At 36.3% G+C, this 14,735-nt stretch carries 18 protein-coding genes and 1 pseudogene; 8 read left to right on the plus strand and 11 right to left on the minus strand.

The features are described 5' to 3' along the window. Window positions 1-60: 60 nt before the first annotated feature. From AC0L8O_RS03680 to AC0L8O_RS03695, 4 genes and pseudogenes are all read right to left on the minus strand, one after another. Window positions 61-246: a hypothetical protein gene (locus tag AC0L8O_RS03680; protein WP_473446635.1), complete on the minus strand. Its 186-nt coding sequence runs from the start codon at window positions 244-246 to the stop codon at window positions 61-63. A 69-nt stretch (window positions 247-315) separates the two neighbouring features. Continuing rightward, on the minus strand, window positions 316-1,293 hold the full coding sequence (locus AC0L8O_RS03685; RefSeq protein ID WP_473448644.1) for a cytochrome d ubiquinol oxidase subunit II: 978 nt from the start codon (window positions 1,291-1,293) through the stop codon (window positions 316-318). Between the two features lie 83 nt (window positions 1,294-1,376). Beyond that, a pseudogene (locus tag AC0L8O_RS03690) lies at window positions 1,377-2,734 on the minus strand (cytochrome ubiquinol oxidase subunit I). A 127-nt stretch (window positions 2,735-2,861) separates the two neighbouring features. Further along, window positions 2,862-3,950, minus strand: coding sequence for a metal ABC transporter substrate-binding protein (locus AC0L8O_RS03695; protein ID WP_473446636.1), 1,089 nt, complete (start codon window positions 3,948-3,950; stop codon window positions 2,862-2,864). Between the two features lie 216 nt (window positions 3,951-4,166). Here AC0L8O_RS03695 and AC0L8O_RS03700 point away from each other — a divergent pair, with 216 nt between their 5' ends. Further along, window positions 4,167-4,730 (plus strand): beta-class carbonic anhydrase, encoded by a 564-nt coding sequence (locus AC0L8O_RS03700; RefSeq protein WP_473446637.1) that lies wholly within the window; start codon window positions 4,167-4,169, stop codon window positions 4,728-4,730. Here AC0L8O_RS03700 and yidD read toward each other — a convergent pair. Beyond that, window positions 4,727-4,954 (minus strand): membrane protein insertion efficiency factor YidD, encoded by a 228-nt coding sequence (gene yidD / locus AC0L8O_RS03705; RefSeq protein ID WP_026561800.1) that lies wholly within the window; start codon window positions 4,952-4,954, stop codon window positions 4,727-4,729. The two genes, AC0L8O_RS03700 and yidD, sit on opposite strands and share 4 nt — an antisense overlap. Before the next feature lie 139 nt (window positions 4,955-5,093). Here yidD and AC0L8O_RS03710 point away from each other — a divergent pair, with 139 nt between their 5' ends. Beyond that, window positions 5,094-5,567, plus strand: a complete 474-nt coding sequence (locus tag AC0L8O_RS03710) for an S-ribosylhomocysteine lyase (RefSeq protein WP_473446638.1) — start codon at window positions 5,094-5,096, stop codon at window positions 5,565-5,567. Between the two features lie 45 nt (window positions 5,568-5,612). On the opposite strand, the gene folE2 is transcribed toward AC0L8O_RS03710, so the two are convergent. Beyond that, the gene (folE2, locus tag AC0L8O_RS03715) at window positions 5,613-6,518 is read right to left on the minus strand and encodes a GTP cyclohydrolase FolE2 (RefSeq protein WP_473446639.1); all 906 of its coding nucleotides are present in this window, start codon (window positions 6,516-6,518) and stop codon (window positions 5,613-5,615) included. A 208-nt stretch (window positions 6,519-6,726) separates the two neighbouring features. Here folE2 and AC0L8O_RS03720 point away from each other — a divergent pair, with 208 nt between their 5' ends. Both AC0L8O_RS03720 and AC0L8O_RS03725 read left to right on the plus strand, forming a co-directional pair. Then, a complete protein-coding gene (locus AC0L8O_RS03720) occupies window positions 6,727-7,731 on the plus strand; it encodes a permease (RefSeq protein ID WP_473446641.1) in 1,005 nt (334 codons plus the stop codon). Window positions 7,732-7,746: 15 nt separating this feature from the next. After that, window positions 7,747-8,718 (plus strand): TIGR03943 family putative permease subunit, encoded by a 972-nt coding sequence (locus tag AC0L8O_RS03725; RefSeq protein WP_473446642.1) that lies wholly within the window; start codon window positions 7,747-7,749, stop codon window positions 8,716-8,718. A 21-nt stretch (window positions 8,719-8,739) separates the two neighbouring features. Here AC0L8O_RS03725 and ytzI read toward each other — a convergent pair whose 3' ends face one another. Further along, window positions 8,740-8,898, minus strand: coding sequence for a YtzI protein (gene ytzI, locus AC0L8O_RS03730; RefSeq protein ID WP_473446643.1), 159 nt, complete (start codon window positions 8,896-8,898; stop codon window positions 8,740-8,742). A gap of 234 nt (window positions 8,899-9,132) precedes the next feature. Here ytzI and AC0L8O_RS03735 point away from each other — a divergent pair, with 234 nt between their 5' ends. Next, window positions 9,133-9,573 carry a Dps family protein gene (locus AC0L8O_RS03735; RefSeq protein ID WP_473446644.1) on the plus strand — a complete coding sequence of 147 codons (441 nt, stop codon included), beginning with the start codon at window positions 9,133-9,135 and terminating at the stop codon, window positions 9,571-9,573. 282 nt (window positions 9,574-9,855) lie between these two features. Here AC0L8O_RS03735 and AC0L8O_RS03740 read toward each other — a convergent pair whose 3' ends face one another. Further along, a complete protein-coding gene (locus AC0L8O_RS03740) occupies window positions 9,856-10,068 on the minus strand; it encodes a DUF6154 family protein (protein ID WP_473446645.1) in 213 nt (70 codons plus the stop codon). A gap of 142 nt (window positions 10,069-10,210) precedes the next feature. Here AC0L8O_RS03740 and AC0L8O_RS03745 point away from each other — a divergent pair, with 142 nt between their 5' ends. Together AC0L8O_RS03745 and ytkD are read left to right on the plus strand one after the other, a co-directional pair. After that, window positions 10,211-10,546, plus strand: a complete 336-nt coding sequence (locus tag AC0L8O_RS03745; RefSeq protein ID WP_026561793.1) for a hypothetical protein — start codon at window positions 10,211-10,213, stop codon at window positions 10,544-10,546. A 67-nt stretch (window positions 10,547-10,613) separates the two neighbouring features. Beyond that, complete coding sequence (gene ytkD / locus AC0L8O_RS03750; protein ID WP_473446646.1) at window positions 10,614-11,099, plus strand: RNA deprotection pyrophosphohydrolase; 486 nt, start codon at window positions 10,614-10,616, stop codon at window positions 11,097-11,099. A 27-nt stretch (window positions 11,100-11,126) separates the two neighbouring features. On the opposite strand, the gene AC0L8O_RS03755 is transcribed toward ytkD, so the two are convergent. Genes AC0L8O_RS03755 through AC0L8O_RS03765 form a run of 3 tightly spaced genes read right to left on the minus strand, consistent with a single transcriptional unit; the run spans window position 11,127 to window position 13,701 of the window. Further along, window positions 11,127-11,942: an ABC transporter permease gene (locus AC0L8O_RS03755; RefSeq protein WP_473446647.1), complete on the minus strand. Its 816-nt coding sequence runs from the start codon at window positions 11,940-11,942 to the stop codon at window positions 11,127-11,129. Continuing rightward, complete coding sequence (locus AC0L8O_RS03760; RefSeq protein WP_473446648.1) at window positions 11,929-12,699, minus strand: ABC transporter ATP-binding protein; 771 nt, start codon at window positions 12,697-12,699, stop codon at window positions 11,929-11,931. Before AC0L8O_RS03760 ends, AC0L8O_RS03755 begins: the two co-directional genes overlap by 14 nt. A 15-nt stretch (window positions 12,700-12,714) precedes the next feature. After that, entirely contained in the window at window positions 12,715-13,701 is a 987-nt protein-coding gene (locus tag AC0L8O_RS03765; RefSeq protein WP_473446649.1) for an ABC transporter substrate-binding protein, read from the minus strand. Window positions 13,702-13,923: 222 nt separating this feature from the next. On the opposite strand from AC0L8O_RS03765, the gene AC0L8O_RS03770 reads away from it, so the two are divergent. Next, on the plus strand, window positions 13,924-14,715 hold the full coding sequence (locus tag AC0L8O_RS03770) for an alpha/beta hydrolase family protein (protein ID WP_473446650.1): 792 nt from the start codon (window positions 13,924-13,926) through the stop codon (window positions 14,713-14,715). Window positions 14,716-14,735: the final 20 nt, after the last annotated feature.

A 14,735-nucleotide genomic window follows, 5' to 3' on the forward strand; every position in this document is an offset into this window, starting at 1 on the left:
GAAAAAATCCCGGCAGTATTGTGCCGGGATTATTAAGTATTCAACCAAATCTATTATGTTTTATTCCATCAACCCATATTCAATTGCGCGATCAGCTACTAACTCATCCACGTCCTGTGGAAGATCATCTAATGAACCAAATTCATAATCCCATAAATTTGTAAAAGAATCGACAAATATAGGAAAAGAATCTGCATTAGAATGTTTAACTTCATGACGAAATGACTCAATAAGGCTTTCCTTCATTATTCATTTCCCCCTAACGCAATGATATCGTTTTTATTTTTTTCCAAAATGGCATTCTTATGCATGGATCTATGATTCATTTTGCTTTAAATAGCGCTTATCCTTCATAAACAGCTTCCAAAAGTAAACAAACCCTGGAAATAAAATAAGAAAACCTACAATATATGTTACAAATAAAGCTCTAAATGTATTTGGGTGTGTAAAGCCGGATTCAATAGTTACATCAGGATAAATCATATATGGTAAATGGGCCCTTCCATATGCATAACTCGCTAGGAGATATTGTATAGTTACTGCGATAACTGCAAGTCTTGGCCGTCCAATTCGTCCCTTATGTCTCGCCGAGGGAATGAATAGTGCAGCACCTGCAAGGATAAAAAGAAGAACAGACCCGATTAAAAATGGCAAATAGTCAAGCATATTTGTATATAACCAATTTGCTTCAATCCTTAGAGTAATCATGATTAAAAAGGCCATTAACAATGAGATAGGACCTAGGATCAGGGCATCTCTTCGATAAACCCGATATGCTTCCAGTTCATCTGCAACATTCGAGTAATCAGCTAATAGTAATGATGATAAAAAAAGTGTGCTACTTATGGCAAAGCCCATAAAGGCATATATATTCGGGCTAGTAAACAAGGCAGCAAAGTTAAGTTGATGAACTTCATTCATTTGCTCTATATAACCACCATGAGTAATAGGTAAAACAAGCATAAGAAGGGCAGGTATAATAAATCCCGATATTCCTGAAACGTATGTTAGCCCTTTTTCATAATCCTTCGCTATATGAGAAAATACTAAAAATCCACTGCGCAGTGCCAGCAAAATTAAAATGAAACTTCCTGGAATCAATAAGACTGTTCCAAGAATAAAGGTGGCGCCAGGAAAAAAGCTGACAAGTGCAATAACAATCGCAACAATAAAAACATTGGTTACCTCCCAAGTTGGTGATAGATAACGGTTTGCGATGTTGGTTGCATTTGTTTTTTCTTTATTAATATAAATCATCGACCAAAAGCCTGCTCCAAAATCCATCGTTGCCATTACAGCATAGATAAAAACGAATCCCCATAGTACAGTGATTGCGAGTAACGAATCTGCGGTCAAATTGTTTCACCTCTTTTAGATTAGGTAATACTTACAGGATTTTGCTGTAGGTTTCCACCGTCAAGCTCGTGCTCAACAGGATGACGTTTGAAATAATATTTTAGAACGGCCAAAACAGCAATTGCTAAAATAACATAAATAAGTGAAAAGAGTAAAAATAAAATTCCGATTTGGGTAGAGCCTGTGACCACATCTTCAGTCGCTAAGATTCGGTAGATAACCCATGGCTGCCTCCCTGTACAAGCAAATATCCAACCGAACTCAATGGAAAGGAGAGAGAGAGGCCTGCAATGACGAAAGCATACATAAATAGTTTTGGGAAATGCTGTTTCTTTAAGAATTTATGCCAAATAAATCCGGCGATCGATAAAAATATGAGAAAGCTGCCGATGAGTACCATACCATTGAATAATGTATGAACAAATAACGGTGGCCAATATTCTTCTGGAAAGTCATTTAAGCCAATGACAACTGTATCAAAGCTATTGGCTGCAAGAAAGCTTAAGGCCCATGGTATTTCAATTGCGAATTTTATTTCCTGTGTCTCGCGATCGGTGAATCCCCCGATCGCTAATGGAGCATGATCTTGGGTTTCAAAAAGTCCCTCTGCTGCAGCGAGTTTTTCCGGCTGATATTCATGGAGCATTTGTGCGGATTCGTGACCATTAAGAGCAGTTAAAAGAGAAAAAATCCCACCAACAATCAAGCTAAGCATGAGAGCCTTCCGATGAAAAAGATAGACTCGTTCGTTACGCTTGTTTTTTAACATTTTAAAAGCTGCAATCGTACTAATCATAAATGCACCGGTCATGTAGGCCGAAACTGCAACATGTGCAGCAGAAATAAAGAAGCTGGGATTAAAAAAAGCCGCCCATGGATCGACATCAACAATTTCTCCGTTTTCAATTCGAAACCCGGCAGGAGTTCCCTCAAAGGCATGAACATTTGTTATTAAGACAGCGGAGGCACTAGCTCCAATAAGGACAAGTGTGACACTAAAAATGCGCATTTTAGGTGAAATACGGTCAGCGGCATACACATAAATAGACATAAACAAGGCTTCTATAAAAAAGGCATATATCTCAATTTGAAATGGTAAGGACATAACTCTACCAATAACCTCCATAAAGCCCGGCCACAATAATGCAAGTTGAACACCAGCAATTGTTCCTGTAGGTATAGCAACGCCTAATAGAACAGCTTGACCTTTTGTCCAACGTTTAGCCATGACAGCATAATCTTGGTCTTTTGTTTTCTGGAAAAGAAGCTCCGCACATAATATCATTAAAGGAAGCCCAACCCCCAGTGTTGCAAAGATGATATGAAAACCCATGGTTGTTCCGAACAGTGAACGTGCTAAAACTAAATCATCCATCATGATCCGCCTTTCTTTCCACTCTTGTCGTAATCAACCATAGTGTCCACTATTTTCTAAAGAATATTCTTCTAGTTTTGCTAATAATAAACATAAAAAAAGTGAGCGTTGATTACGCTCACTTTATTACTTAGTTCAATGCCTTTTCTAATGTTTCAATGTTTTTCTTCATAATACTAAAGTAATCTTCATTATTAGTAATATCTTCATCAGTAAGTGTTTCTAAATTGTTTAAAGTTAATGCTTCTGCACCAATTTCTGACTGTACGATATCAGTTACATTACTACTTACATTCGTTTCAAAAATAATATATTTAATATTGTGTTCTTTAGCGGTTTCAATGATTGTTTGTAATTCCTTTTGTGAAGGTTCCTGGGTTGGAGACAAACCTAAAACACTAATTTGTTCAATGCCATAACGGCTTTCCCAATATCCATATGCAGCATGGGAAACTAAAATTTCCTTTTTGGCCGCATCGTTGGTAACTTCTGAGAAAGATTGATCTAATTCTTTTAATTGTGTTTTTAAAGCTTCAAAGTTAGTTTCAAATGTTTCTTTTCCATCAGGATGTAATTCTGTTAATGCGTTTTTAATGTTTTCTGCTAATTGAATAGAAAGAATTGGGTCAATCCATACATGTGGATCTGTATCCCCATGATCGTGCACATGTTCTTCTTCTGTTGCAGCTTCATCATGAGAATGCTCTGTTTCATCATGGGTATGTTCTTCCTCATTAGCTGCTTCACCGTGAGAATGCTCTTCTTCATCATGTGCATGCTCTTCCTCAGTAGCTGTCTCATCATGAGAATGCTCAGTTGCATCTTGTCCCTCTAATAGTTCGATATCTTCACCTGCATTTATGAATGTGACATCTTCATCTTTAAGTGATTCTTGTGTTTTTTCAGCAAAGGATTCGAATCCTACACCTGAATAGATAAAACCATCTGCTTCAGCAATGTTTACCATATCTTTTGTAGATGGTTCAAATGTATGTGCATCGGCGCCTGGAGGAATGACGTTTTCAACTTCTACTAAATCTCCACCAATTTTTTTTGTGAAATCCTCCAGAGGGTACAATGTTGTGTAAATTTTTAGTGTATCCGAATCAGTTGCAGGTTCGGAGGATTGTGAGGAGGATGTATCTCCATTATTGTTGCAACCAACTAGTATACTAGATATAAAGAACATGGTGCTTAATGATAGTAAATATTTTTTCACTTTTCGTGATCTCCTTTCAATAAATCAGTATGATTACGATTAAGCCTTCATTATTATATCTTAATCATTCCGGTTTGAGAACCATTTTTTATTTTCAGTCATTAAATAGTAACGATTTCGATTTAAACAAGTAATATCTTAACCTAAAATTAGTGATAACTCAATAGATATGATATATTTATTTAAAAGTTATTTTTTACATGGAGGAGATAGAACATGAGAATCGTAGATGAAATTTTAGCACATAATGAAAAGTTTGTAGCAAATAAAGAATTCGAAAAGTTTGAGACAACGAAATTTCCAGAGAAAAAGCTTGTAGTTCTTTCTTGCATGGATACTAGATTAGTTGAGCTGCTTCCTCAAGCAATGAATGTGCGAAATGGTGATGTGAAAATTGTTAAAAGTGCAGGTGCAATTGTAGCACATCCATTCGGAAGTATTATGAGAAGTATATTAGTTGCTGTATATGAATTAAAGGCAGATGAAATTTGTGTCATTGGTCACCATGATTGCGGGATGAGTAAAATCAGTCCAGAATCATTTCTTTCTAAAGCTATCGAAAAAGGTGTGGATAAAGAGAAAATCGACACAGTTAAGTATGCCGGGGTCGATTTAGATCAATGGTTAAAAGGATTCAATAACGTTGAAGACAGTGTGCGTGATAGTGTAGAAACGATTAAAAATCATCCATTCCTTGCTAGTGGTATTCCAGTACATGGCCTTGTTATTGATCCTTCAACAGGAAAATTAGATGTTGTTGTGAATGGATATGAGGATTAATTCTCCTTTTTCTTTTCTGGTACAAGATCTATGCCGCCCGGATGAAAAGGATGGCATTTCAAAATCCGTTTGATCGTCAAATATCCTCCTTTAAGGATTCCAAAGCGTTGAATAGCCTCTATACCATAGTGTGAGCAGGTAGGATAGAAGCGGCAAGTTGGAGGTTTAATTGGTGAAATGAATTTTTGATAGAACCGAATGATAAGGATAAATATGTTTTTCATAATGACCTTCTTTTCCAATAAAATTGTCTAATCGCTTTGTTACTATTTACTATACTAAAAGAGGTTATCATACGCTATTAACTTTACCTATGATACAATGATTAAGAATTAGGACTTATATTTTTAGGAGTGAAAGAGTATGCCTTCAGTTGAAAGCTTTGAATTAGATCATAACGCCGTAAAGGCTCCATATGTTCGCCACTGTGGTGTGCATAAAGTGGGTAGTGATGGTGAAGTAAATAAATTTGATATTCGTTTTTGTCAGCCGAATAAACAAGCGATGAAGCCTGATACAATTCATACATTGGAACATTTATTGGCATTCAATATTCGTGAACATGCTGAGAAATATGATCACTTCGATATTATTGATATTTCACCAATGGGTTGTCAAACCGGCTACTATTTAGTTGTAAGTGGTAAGCCTGAGGTAAATGAAATTATTGATTTACTTGAAGACACCTTAAAAGCGGCTGTAGAAGTAACTGAAATTCCTGCTGCGAATGAAACGCAATGTGGACAAGCAAAGCTTCATGATTTAGAAGGAGCAAAACGTCTAATGCGTTTTTGGCTTGAACAGGATAAAGAAGAGTTAGCAAAGGTATTTGGATAATGAATAGGGGCTGTTTCTTTTTATAGAAACAGCCCCTTCATTTATTTAATCTTTACGATAACTTAAATTTGCAATGGCATCATGCAAGTGAATAGATTCTTCATTACGACATTCAACTGAAAAAGCTTGAACAAAATCCAGTTCATATAAGTCAGCAGCTACTAATCTAACCATATCCTCCACAAATCGAGGGTTCTCATACGCTGTTTCTGTTACAACTTTTTCATCTGTACGTTTTAAGACAGGATGAATCATGGCACTGGCATTTGTTTCAGCAGCTTCTAATAATGCAGCCTTCCAGTCAATTTCCTCATGGTAGTCATTCGTAAACTCAATATTCATTGTGACAAATCCACGTTGATTATGAGCGGAATATTCACTAATTTCTTTAGAACAAGGACAGAGAGTGGTAACAGCGCATTTTAAAGAGGCATTGCTCGTAAACCCAATACCTTGCTCATAAGAAACAGAAATTGTAGCCTCAGCATGATTGAGTCCTACCAACTCTGAACTAGGTCCTTTTCTTTCATAAAACCATGGGAAAGATACTTCAATACTAGCATCTTGTTGTTTAAGGCGCTCCGCAAGCTCTTTTGTAAAGTCATAGAGATTTGTTAAAGTAAGTTGAAAACCTCCATTTTGACGATACTGTTCTAATTGTTCGGTAAAACGACTCATATTCGTTCCTTTTGAATCATGAGAAATTTTACTTGTCATTTTAAAATTTGCAATCGTTGTTTGTTGTTTTGGAAGTAAACTAGAATGTATGATAATAGGGTGCTTTACATTACTAATTCCAACTGCATCTATAGTAAAAAGAAAATCTTTTTTCGTATTTTGTAGATCAGGCATTTTGTCTTTTTCAGTTGGCTTCAGCTTTACTCCTGGTTCGACGGAGCCAAAAAGTTTATGACGTTCTTTTTTGGGTGGTAAGTTAATCTTTCTTGTCATCTTGATCCCCTCTCACTTACTCGATATTGAGAGTATACTGTATGTCGATAGAAAACATCAACGATTAAATCTCACCGATTTGTCTTAAAGTGTCGTAAGTAATCAAAAATTGTAGGAAAAGGACCAAAGGATTTCAAATTATCGGTCATAATCTTTTTTGGAAACTAGTATGATATAGTACAAAGAATAATAGGTTAGGAGTTCAAATATGAATCGAACTGTATTGCCATTTTTGAGAGAGTCTCTTGCACTAGCTTTAATAGGATTGTTTTTTTATTTGTTTTTATTCGTTGATTTCCATGAGATTGAGTGGAATATTCCCTCTCAACTTTTGACTGTTAATACAATGTTTTTGAGTATTTTACTAGAAGCCATACCATTTATTCTATTAGGAGTTTTTGTTTCGGCGCTGATTCAAACATTTGTGTCAGAGGATTTTATTAAACGGGTATTGCCTAAGAATGCAATTCTAGCTTTATTACCTGCTGCCTTACTTGGAGCAATCTTTCCTATCTGTGAATGTGCGATTGTTCCAATTGTAAGAAGATTAATGAAAAAGGGTATGCCTTTGCATGTAGGAGTAGTCTTTTTAGTAGGTGCTCCAATTTTAAATCCTGTGGTGTTTGCATCAACTTACTATGCTTTTTCTTCACAGCTTCATATTGCCTATGCAAGAATGGGACTGGCATTTGTGTTATCCATAATCATTGGGTTTATCATGTACCTCATTTTTAAGAATCGAAATCAACTAAAATGGACAAAGGAAGAATTAACGACCACTGTTCAGTTAAAAAGCGGGGAGAAGGTAGGGAAGTTAAAATCCACTTTGTTTCATGCCAGTGATGAATTTTTTGAAATGGGTAAATTTTTAATTATTGGGGCTTTTATTGCTAGTCTTTTCCAAACATTTCTTGATCGAACACTATTAACAGAGCTTGGCAGCAGTGAATTTCTTTCTCCGGCTATCATGATGGGATTCGGTTATATTTTATCATTATGTTCTGAGGCAGATGCATTTGTAGCAGCAACTTTCGGAGGAACCTTTACAACGGGTTCGTTGCTTGCCTTTTTACTTTACGGACCAATGATTGATCTGAAAAATACCATTATGCTCTTTGCCTTTTTTAAAGCAAAGTTTGTCGCGGCATTCATCGGTGTTGTTACGATCGTTGTTTATGTCTCGATTATCATTTATCAAGCAATTTTTTTATAAGGGAGGCGGCCCAAGGTGGATAATCAACAAAGTCAATACCGTTTTCAAGTATATATTCGCGGCATCATCTTAATTGGTTTTACATTATTAATGATAAAATTGCTCATTACAGGAAACATGGTCAATTTTATCGCACCTAAAATGATGCCCTTTATGTATTTTGCGATCGTTGTCTTTTTAATTTTAGGAGTTATTCAAATATGGAGAAGCGGTTCAAAGAAACAAGCAGAGCTTTATTGTGATTGTGGAATCGATCATACGGCCCCATCTACTCCAGTTCGTTCAATTTTTGTTTATCTATTGTTTATCATTCCAATCGTAACTGGTTTTCTTTTTCCGGAGGTTATATTAGATAGTTCAGTTGCTGCTAAACGAGGTTTTAAATCCTTTGCAACGGCAGATACACAGCCTGTCAAGGAAGGAGGCACTGGAACAGAAAAAGCTGAAGCATATCTAAATGATCCCGAGGCTTATATGGAGGAGCTAGATGAGAGGATAGGGGATAAGGTTTTAGAGTCTTCCAGTAATATTCCTGAAGTACCTCTAGAGCATCCTGAGGGGTTTGAAATTCAAGAGCGTCCTGTGGATATTTATGCTCAATTAGAAAAAGAGATGCTGGAAATGGAATCTATTCAATTTACTGAAGAGAACTATATTGCTATGACAACCATTATCGACCAGAGCCCTGAGAAATTTGTTGGGAAAAAGGTGGAGATAGTAGGGTTTGTCTTTCGTGAGCAAGACTTTAATGAAAATCAGTTTGTTATCGCAAGGTTTGGATTATCCTGCTGTGTGGCCGATGCTTCTGTTTTTGGAACACTTGCATCATTCCCTGAAGCGAGTCAATATGGCGATGATAAGTGGGTGAAACTAGAGGGGACACTAACAACGACAAACTATCAGGAGTGGATATTGCCTTCTATTGATGTATCTAGTATTGAAGTTATCGAACAACCGGATACACCATACGTATACGAAAAATATTAAAAACACGCAAATGCGTGTTTTTTAATTTTCCTTGTTACTTTGTTCTTTATTTTCTTCATCATCAGATTTTTTCATAGGATCAATTGTATGTTTGTATTGGTAAGCTTTACTTGTGGTCAAAACACTTAATAAAAGAACAACAATAACTATAATAATACAAATAATAAAAACAACTTTCACTGTATTTCCTCCTGTTTCCGAGCAGCTATTTCTTTAATCCTTTAAGAATGTTTAGCTTATTCAAAGGATAAACATTAAAGAAAAGTCATTGATTTCCACCTTTGGCTGTTAGTCTTGTTTTTCTAATTTTATCATGAAAAATTACCTGTGAGACACAATTATTGTTTAACCACAAAGTTTTAGAGCAAACTATTTGGGGTAAATATATATTAGATGCAAAAGGAGGAATAAATAATGTCAGACAAATTAATCACAACAGTAAACAAACAAATTGCCAATTGGACAGTGTTGTATGTGAAATTACATAATTATCATTGGTTTGTAAAAGGAGAAAACTTCTTTACCTTACATGAAAAATTTGAAGAATTCTACAATGAAGCAGCTGTTCATATTGATGAGTTAGCTGAACGATTATTAGCTCTTGATGGTGAACCGGTAGCAACAATGAAAGAATGCTTAGAGATCTCTTCTGTGAATGAAGCTGAAGGAAACGAATCAGCACAACAAATGGTTCAAAGCATTTTTGAAGATTTTAGTAAACTTGCAGTGGAATTAAAAGAAGGTATGGATTTAGCAGCAGAGGTTGGTGATGAAACGACAGGCGATATGCTTCTTGCCATTCACCAAGGGTTGGAAAAGCATAATTGGATGTTAAAGTCATTTTTAGGTAAGTAAGTGAGTAAGAAGGGACTGTTCCATGATGATTAATGGACCAGTCCCTTCTTTATCGTTTACCAGGAAATTATAAAATTTTTGAACTGTGGATAAGCGCTTCGACATCCAGCTCCAGCACCTAGCCCCGAAGCACAGGACGTGCAAGTGCAGTCATTGCGACAGGATGTCGCGTTATTGACTGCCTCTAGGGTCTAGCCACAAATGAATTGAAGACAAAGAACGTCTTCTATTCATTTGCGTCTTATTTGCCCGAGGCTGATCAAGGCGCTTGCGCTTTTGTTCTTAATACTCTTTTTCTGCTATCTCTTTGGACATCTTTTCTGTCATAAAAGGGATGATCATTGACTGAATTTCCTGTTCAGACAGTTCTTTTACCCAATTGAGAATTTCCTGTTTATTTGTATGGCGAATAATGGATTGAACGTATGCCAAAACATCTTCTTCGTCAGCTCGAAACTGACTGTGATCAGAATTAAAAAAGATTTGATGATCCACTTTTTATCCTCCATTCATAGTAAACCTTTATTTAATTTATCCTTAACTTTTAATGAAAGTTCTATTCTATCTTATCGACATAGAGAATAATGCAATACATAAGGGCAAAAGCTAATGGAAGGAATAAAAAGAAGGAGTGGGCATCATGGATCAAACAAAGAAGACATATTATATTACGGTTGGAAGTGGGCAAATCTCTCAATTAAGCACTGTTTCTGCATGGGATTTCAAAATTGAAGCAACAGACGAAGAAATCGTTCAACTGCGTGAGTATTTTGACCAAGTCTATTCTGCAGATTTTCAAGGATTTCTTCGCTCGCATACACCATATGTACAATATCATTATGATCGAGAAAATGATGCGATTGATGATACGCATAAAAAAATCTATCGAATGATATATGAGCTAGGTGATGAAGAAGCAAGGGAGCATATCCGTTCCCAACAGCTTATGTCAAAAATTGATGAACAAGAATAAACTCTTACACATAGATTTGACATTGTGATAAGATTTGAATAGATAAGGAAAAATTGAGGGATCAACTATGTACCGATTTATTGATTATTATCACAATGAGGTTTTATTGTCATTTGACGATCATCCGTTTTCAAAAGAACCTAAGCATGTTTGGGTTGTTTGCAGACACAAGCAAAAATGGCTATTAACAAAGCATTCTGATCGAGGGATTGAATTTCCAGGTGGTAAGGTGGAAGCAAATGAAACTGCGCTGGAAGCAGCGATTAGAGAGGTAAAAGAGGAAACTGGTGGAATTGTACACAGCATTGAATACATTGGACAATATAAAGTAAGAGGGAAAGAAAAAGTCATTGTGAAAAATATTTATTTTGCTAGAGTCGAAAGACTTGAAAAACAAGACGGATATTTTGAAACATTTGGGCCAGTTTTATTAGATAAACTTCCGGAAAATATCCAAACAAACAAGCAATATAGCTTTATTATGAAAGACGATGTGTTACAAAAAAGTTTACAAGAAGTTGAAAAAAGAATAAAAATAAGAGGCGACATGTGACAAATCCCGTTAATGGGATCGTCTCATTCAGCCTCTTTTTTCTGATTTCACAAGCTTTTTTTCTACAAGTTCCACACCTTGATACATAATTGTTGCAAAGACAGCAATAATCAATAGGCTCAATAGAACAAGCGTAAAGTTAAATACTTGGAAACCATAGATAATCATATATCCCAGCCCTTTTGCGGAGACGAGAAACTCTCCAACGATGACCCCTACCCATGATAAACCAACATTTACTTTTAAAGTAGACACAATCGTTGGAAAAGAGGCAGGCAGGATAGCATCCCTAAAAATCTGTATTTTATTAGCACCAAATGTTTGGAGAACCTTGATGTAGTTGGTGTCCACTTCTTTAAAAGAGGTGTACACAACAATGGTTGTAATAATAACTGATATAATCGTTCCCATTGCAATAATGGATACAAAGCCTGGCCCTAGACCGACAATTAGTATTGGTCCTAAAGCTACTTTAGGCATGGCATTTAAGATAACAAGATAAGGATCAAGAATTTTTGATAATCTGGCAGACCACCAAAGCAATGCTGCAAGAATAGCGCCAAGCAAAGTTCCAAAGATAAATCCTAAGACCGTCTCAAATAACGTAACTCCGATATGTGGAAGAAGTGTTCCATCCGTAATTTTCGTTATAAACAAATTCCAAACTTTAGAAGGAGAGCTAAATAGAAGAGGGTCAACCCAAGCTCTTCGACTTGCAAGCTCCCAAAGGCTGAAAAAACTAATAAAAATCAGGAGCTGATAAAACTTTACCCACATCTTTTCCCGTGCTACATTACGCTTATAATTTCGATGAAGGAGTTCAATGCTTTCATTCTGTTTCATATTGATCTAACTCCTTCCATATTTGTTGGAATAATGTAGAAAATGTAGGGTGCTGTCTTGCATGAAATGGTGTAAGATCTCTTAATTCTTTAGGTACTACATATGTTTTTCTTATTTTTCCGGGTCTTGCAGAAAAAACAAAAATTCTATCGCTCATGGCAATAGCTTCTCCAATATCGTGTGTAACGAGAAGGGCTGTTTTATGAAAATCCTTTAATGTTTTGACAACTAAGTCTTCAAGTTTTAATTTTGTTTGATAATCAAGCGCTGAAAAGGGCTCATCAAGCAGTAAAATTTTAGGATCAGTTGCTAACGTTCGAACTAAAGCAGCCCGTTGTCTCATACCGCCGGATAATTGATGGGGAAACTGCTTTTCTACTTGATCAAGTCCCATATCTTTTAGCATTTCTAAAGTTGATTTTGTAGTTTCTAATGTTTTTCTCCCTGTAATTTTCAGACCTAACGTAACATTTTCTTCAATTGTTTTCCACGGAAACAAATAATCCTGCTGAAGCATGTAACCGATAGCAGAATCCGGCTTTGTAATAAGTGAATTGGCAATCCTCACCTTACCCTGGACAGGTTTAATAAGGCCGGCGATGATAGACAGCAATGTTGTTTTTCCACACCCACTTGGTCCAAGGAAGGAGATAAACTCCCCTTCCTCCACAGCCAGTTGAATACCTTCAAGCGCTACAGTTGCACTGTCCTTTGTTAAATATATATGACGAACATCTTCGACAAGTAAAAATGACATAAAGGTTTCTCCTTCCTAATTAGTAACTTCTTCAGCATAAGTTGTGTTGACAAGTGTTTCATAATCAACACGCCCCGGAAGTTCTCCTGCTTCGTCCATAATGTCTTGTAAGTTATTCCATTCATCTTCTTCTAAAATAGGATCTGTTGAAAAAGATCCTTGTTCCTTATATCTTTCAACAACAGTTTCGATAATTTCAAGCTCTGTATCTTCAAATTGAGGGGCAATGGATGCGGCAATTTCTTCAATGCTTTTTTCCTCTACCCATTGTTGTGCTTTATATATGGCAGCTGTGAATTTTTTAGCTGTTTCTGCGTTATCATCTAAGAAGCTTTGTTTGCTCATAAAGGTTGTATAAGGAACACTGCCCGATTCTGCTCCAAAGGAAGCAACAATATGACCTGTACCTTCTTTTTCAAAGATACTTGCTGTTGGTTCAAATAATTGAACATAATCACCTGTTCCAGATGCAAAGGCACTAGGGATATTAGCAAAATCAACATTTTGAATTAACTCAAGGTCTGAACGAGGATCAATTCCATGTTGCTTTAATACAAATTCCCCGACCATCTGAGGCATTCCGCCTTTTCTTTGACCTAAAAAGGTGCTCCCTTTTAACTGCTCCCAATCAAATGACTCGATCTTTTCCCGGCTTACGAGAAACGTCCCATCTGTTTGGGTAAGTTGGGCAAAATTGATAATTGGATCATTTGAGCCCTGGGCATGAACATAGATAGAAGTTTCAGATCCCACCAATGCAATATCCGCTCCATCAGACAAGAGGGCTGTCATTGTTTTGTCTCCGCCCCATGTAGTGGTTAATTCCACATTAAGACCTTCTTCTTCAAAAAAACCTTCTGCCATTGCGACATATAAGGGTGCATAGAAAATAGAATGAGTGACTTCAGCTAGTCGAATGGTTTCGGTTTTGTTTTGGCTGCAGGCAGTAAATGAAAAAAGAAGAAGGAATGCAATACAAACCCATGCTAATCGTCTTTTCATGATAACTTTAACCTCCTTGATGCACAGCATCACTGATTTTTGTACAATAAAAGATAATCTTCGTTACAATATGAAGATTAAATACTATCGGATATAGGATAATTTATGATTATTTTTAAAAATGTGTGAATGCCTAGTAAAAATGATTCACATTAAATTGGGTAAAGTAATAAAGTACAAGGTTTCCAAAGTCAATGAGAGAAGATAGAAAGAGTGAAAAAAATGAATGGTAAAGTGATAAGTAAAGTCAAATTTCCATCCCCTAGTCCACAAATAAATATATGGATTGTGACATATATGTCGAAGGGGTTAAAGATTAAAGGGCTTCTTGCAGAGCCAAAGCTTGAGGGTACATATGATGGGCTGCTATACCTTCGTGGCGGGATAAAAAATGTTGGAATGGTAAGGGTTGGAAGAATTGTTCAATTTGCCTCAGAAGGCTTTGTCGTTATGGCGCCGTTTTATAGGGGGAACCAAGGTGGAGAAGGAAATGAAGATTTTGCCGGGGAAGATCGTTATGATGCAATTTCAGCCATCGAAGTTTTGAAAAATCATTCCAAAGTAAATAAAGAACGTATTCATGCATTCGGTTTTTCAAGAGGAGGCGTAATGGCTTTATTAGCAGGAATCGTTGTAGAAAAGCTATGTTCAATTGTTACATGGGGAGGAGTATCTGATATGAGCCTAACCTATGTAGAAAGAGAAGATTTACGTAGAATGATGAAGAGAGTCATCGGTGGTACACCTTCAAAGTATCCTAAAAGGTATAAATGGAGAACACCTTTATATGAGTTGGAAAGGTTGCATGCACCGGTCTTAATAATACATGGAGTACAAGATAAAAATGTGTCTGTTGAACATGCCTACAGACTTGAGAAACGTCTAAATGAGTTAGGAAAACAGGTAGAGAGCTGGTATTTTGAAGAGTATACACACTACTTTCCGCCAAGTATTAATCGAGAAACACTCCAAAAGCTTTGTTTATGGATGAAAAAACAGCACATTCACGTTTAATGATAAAAGCAATGATGGTA

Source organism: Metabacillus sp. KJ11-3, from assembly GCF_055808295.1.

Bases quoted from the DNA above. Each gene is read 5' to 3' on its own strand.
- AC0L8O_RS03770 (WP_473446650.1), top strand. From the start codon at position 13,924: ATGAATGGTAAAGTGATAAGTAAAGTCAAATTTCCATCCCCTAGTCCA.
- yidD (WP_026561800.1), bottom strand. From the start codon at position 4,954: ATGAAAAACATATTTATCCTTATCATTCGGTTCTATCAAAAATTCATT.
- folE2 (WP_473446639.1), bottom strand. From the start codon at position 6,518: ATGACAAGAAAGATTAACTTACCACCCAAAAAAGAACGTCATAAACTT.
- AC0L8O_RS03755 (WP_473446647.1), bottom strand. From the start codon at position 11,942: ATGAAACAGAATGAAAGCATTGAACTCCTTCATCGAAATTATAAGCGT.
- AC0L8O_RS03685 (WP_473448644.1), bottom strand. From the start codon at position 1,293: ATGGCAACGATGGATTTTGGAGCAGGCTTTTGGTCGATGATTTATATT.
- AC0L8O_RS03680 (WP_473446635.1), bottom strand. From the start codon at position 246: ATGAAGGAAAGCCTTATTGAGTCATTTCGTCATGAAGTTAAACATTCT.
- AC0L8O_RS03760 (WP_473446648.1), bottom strand. From the start codon at position 12,699: ATGTCATTTTTACTTGTCGAAGATGTTCGTCATATATATTTAACAAAG.
- AC0L8O_RS03710 (WP_473446638.1), top strand. From the start codon at position 5,094: ATGCCTTCAGTTGAAAGCTTTGAATTAGATCATAACGCCGTAAAGGCT.
- AC0L8O_RS03700 (WP_473446637.1), top strand. From the start codon at position 4,167: ATGAGAATCGTAGATGAAATTTTAGCACATAATGAAAAGTTTGTAGCA.
- ytkD (WP_473446646.1), top strand. From the start codon at position 10,614: ATGTACCGATTTATTGATTATTATCACAATGAGGTTTTATTGTCATTT.
- AC0L8O_RS03720 (WP_473446641.1), top strand. From the start codon at position 6,727: ATGAATCGAACTGTATTGCCATTTTTGAGAGAGTCTCTTGCACTAGCT.
- AC0L8O_RS03735 (WP_473446644.1), top strand. From the start codon at position 9,133: ATGTCAGACAAATTAATCACAACAGTAAACAAACAAATTGCCAATTGG.
- AC0L8O_RS03765 (WP_473446649.1), bottom strand. From the start codon at position 13,701: ATGAAAAGACGATTAGCATGGGTTTGTATTGCATTCCTTCTTCTTTTT.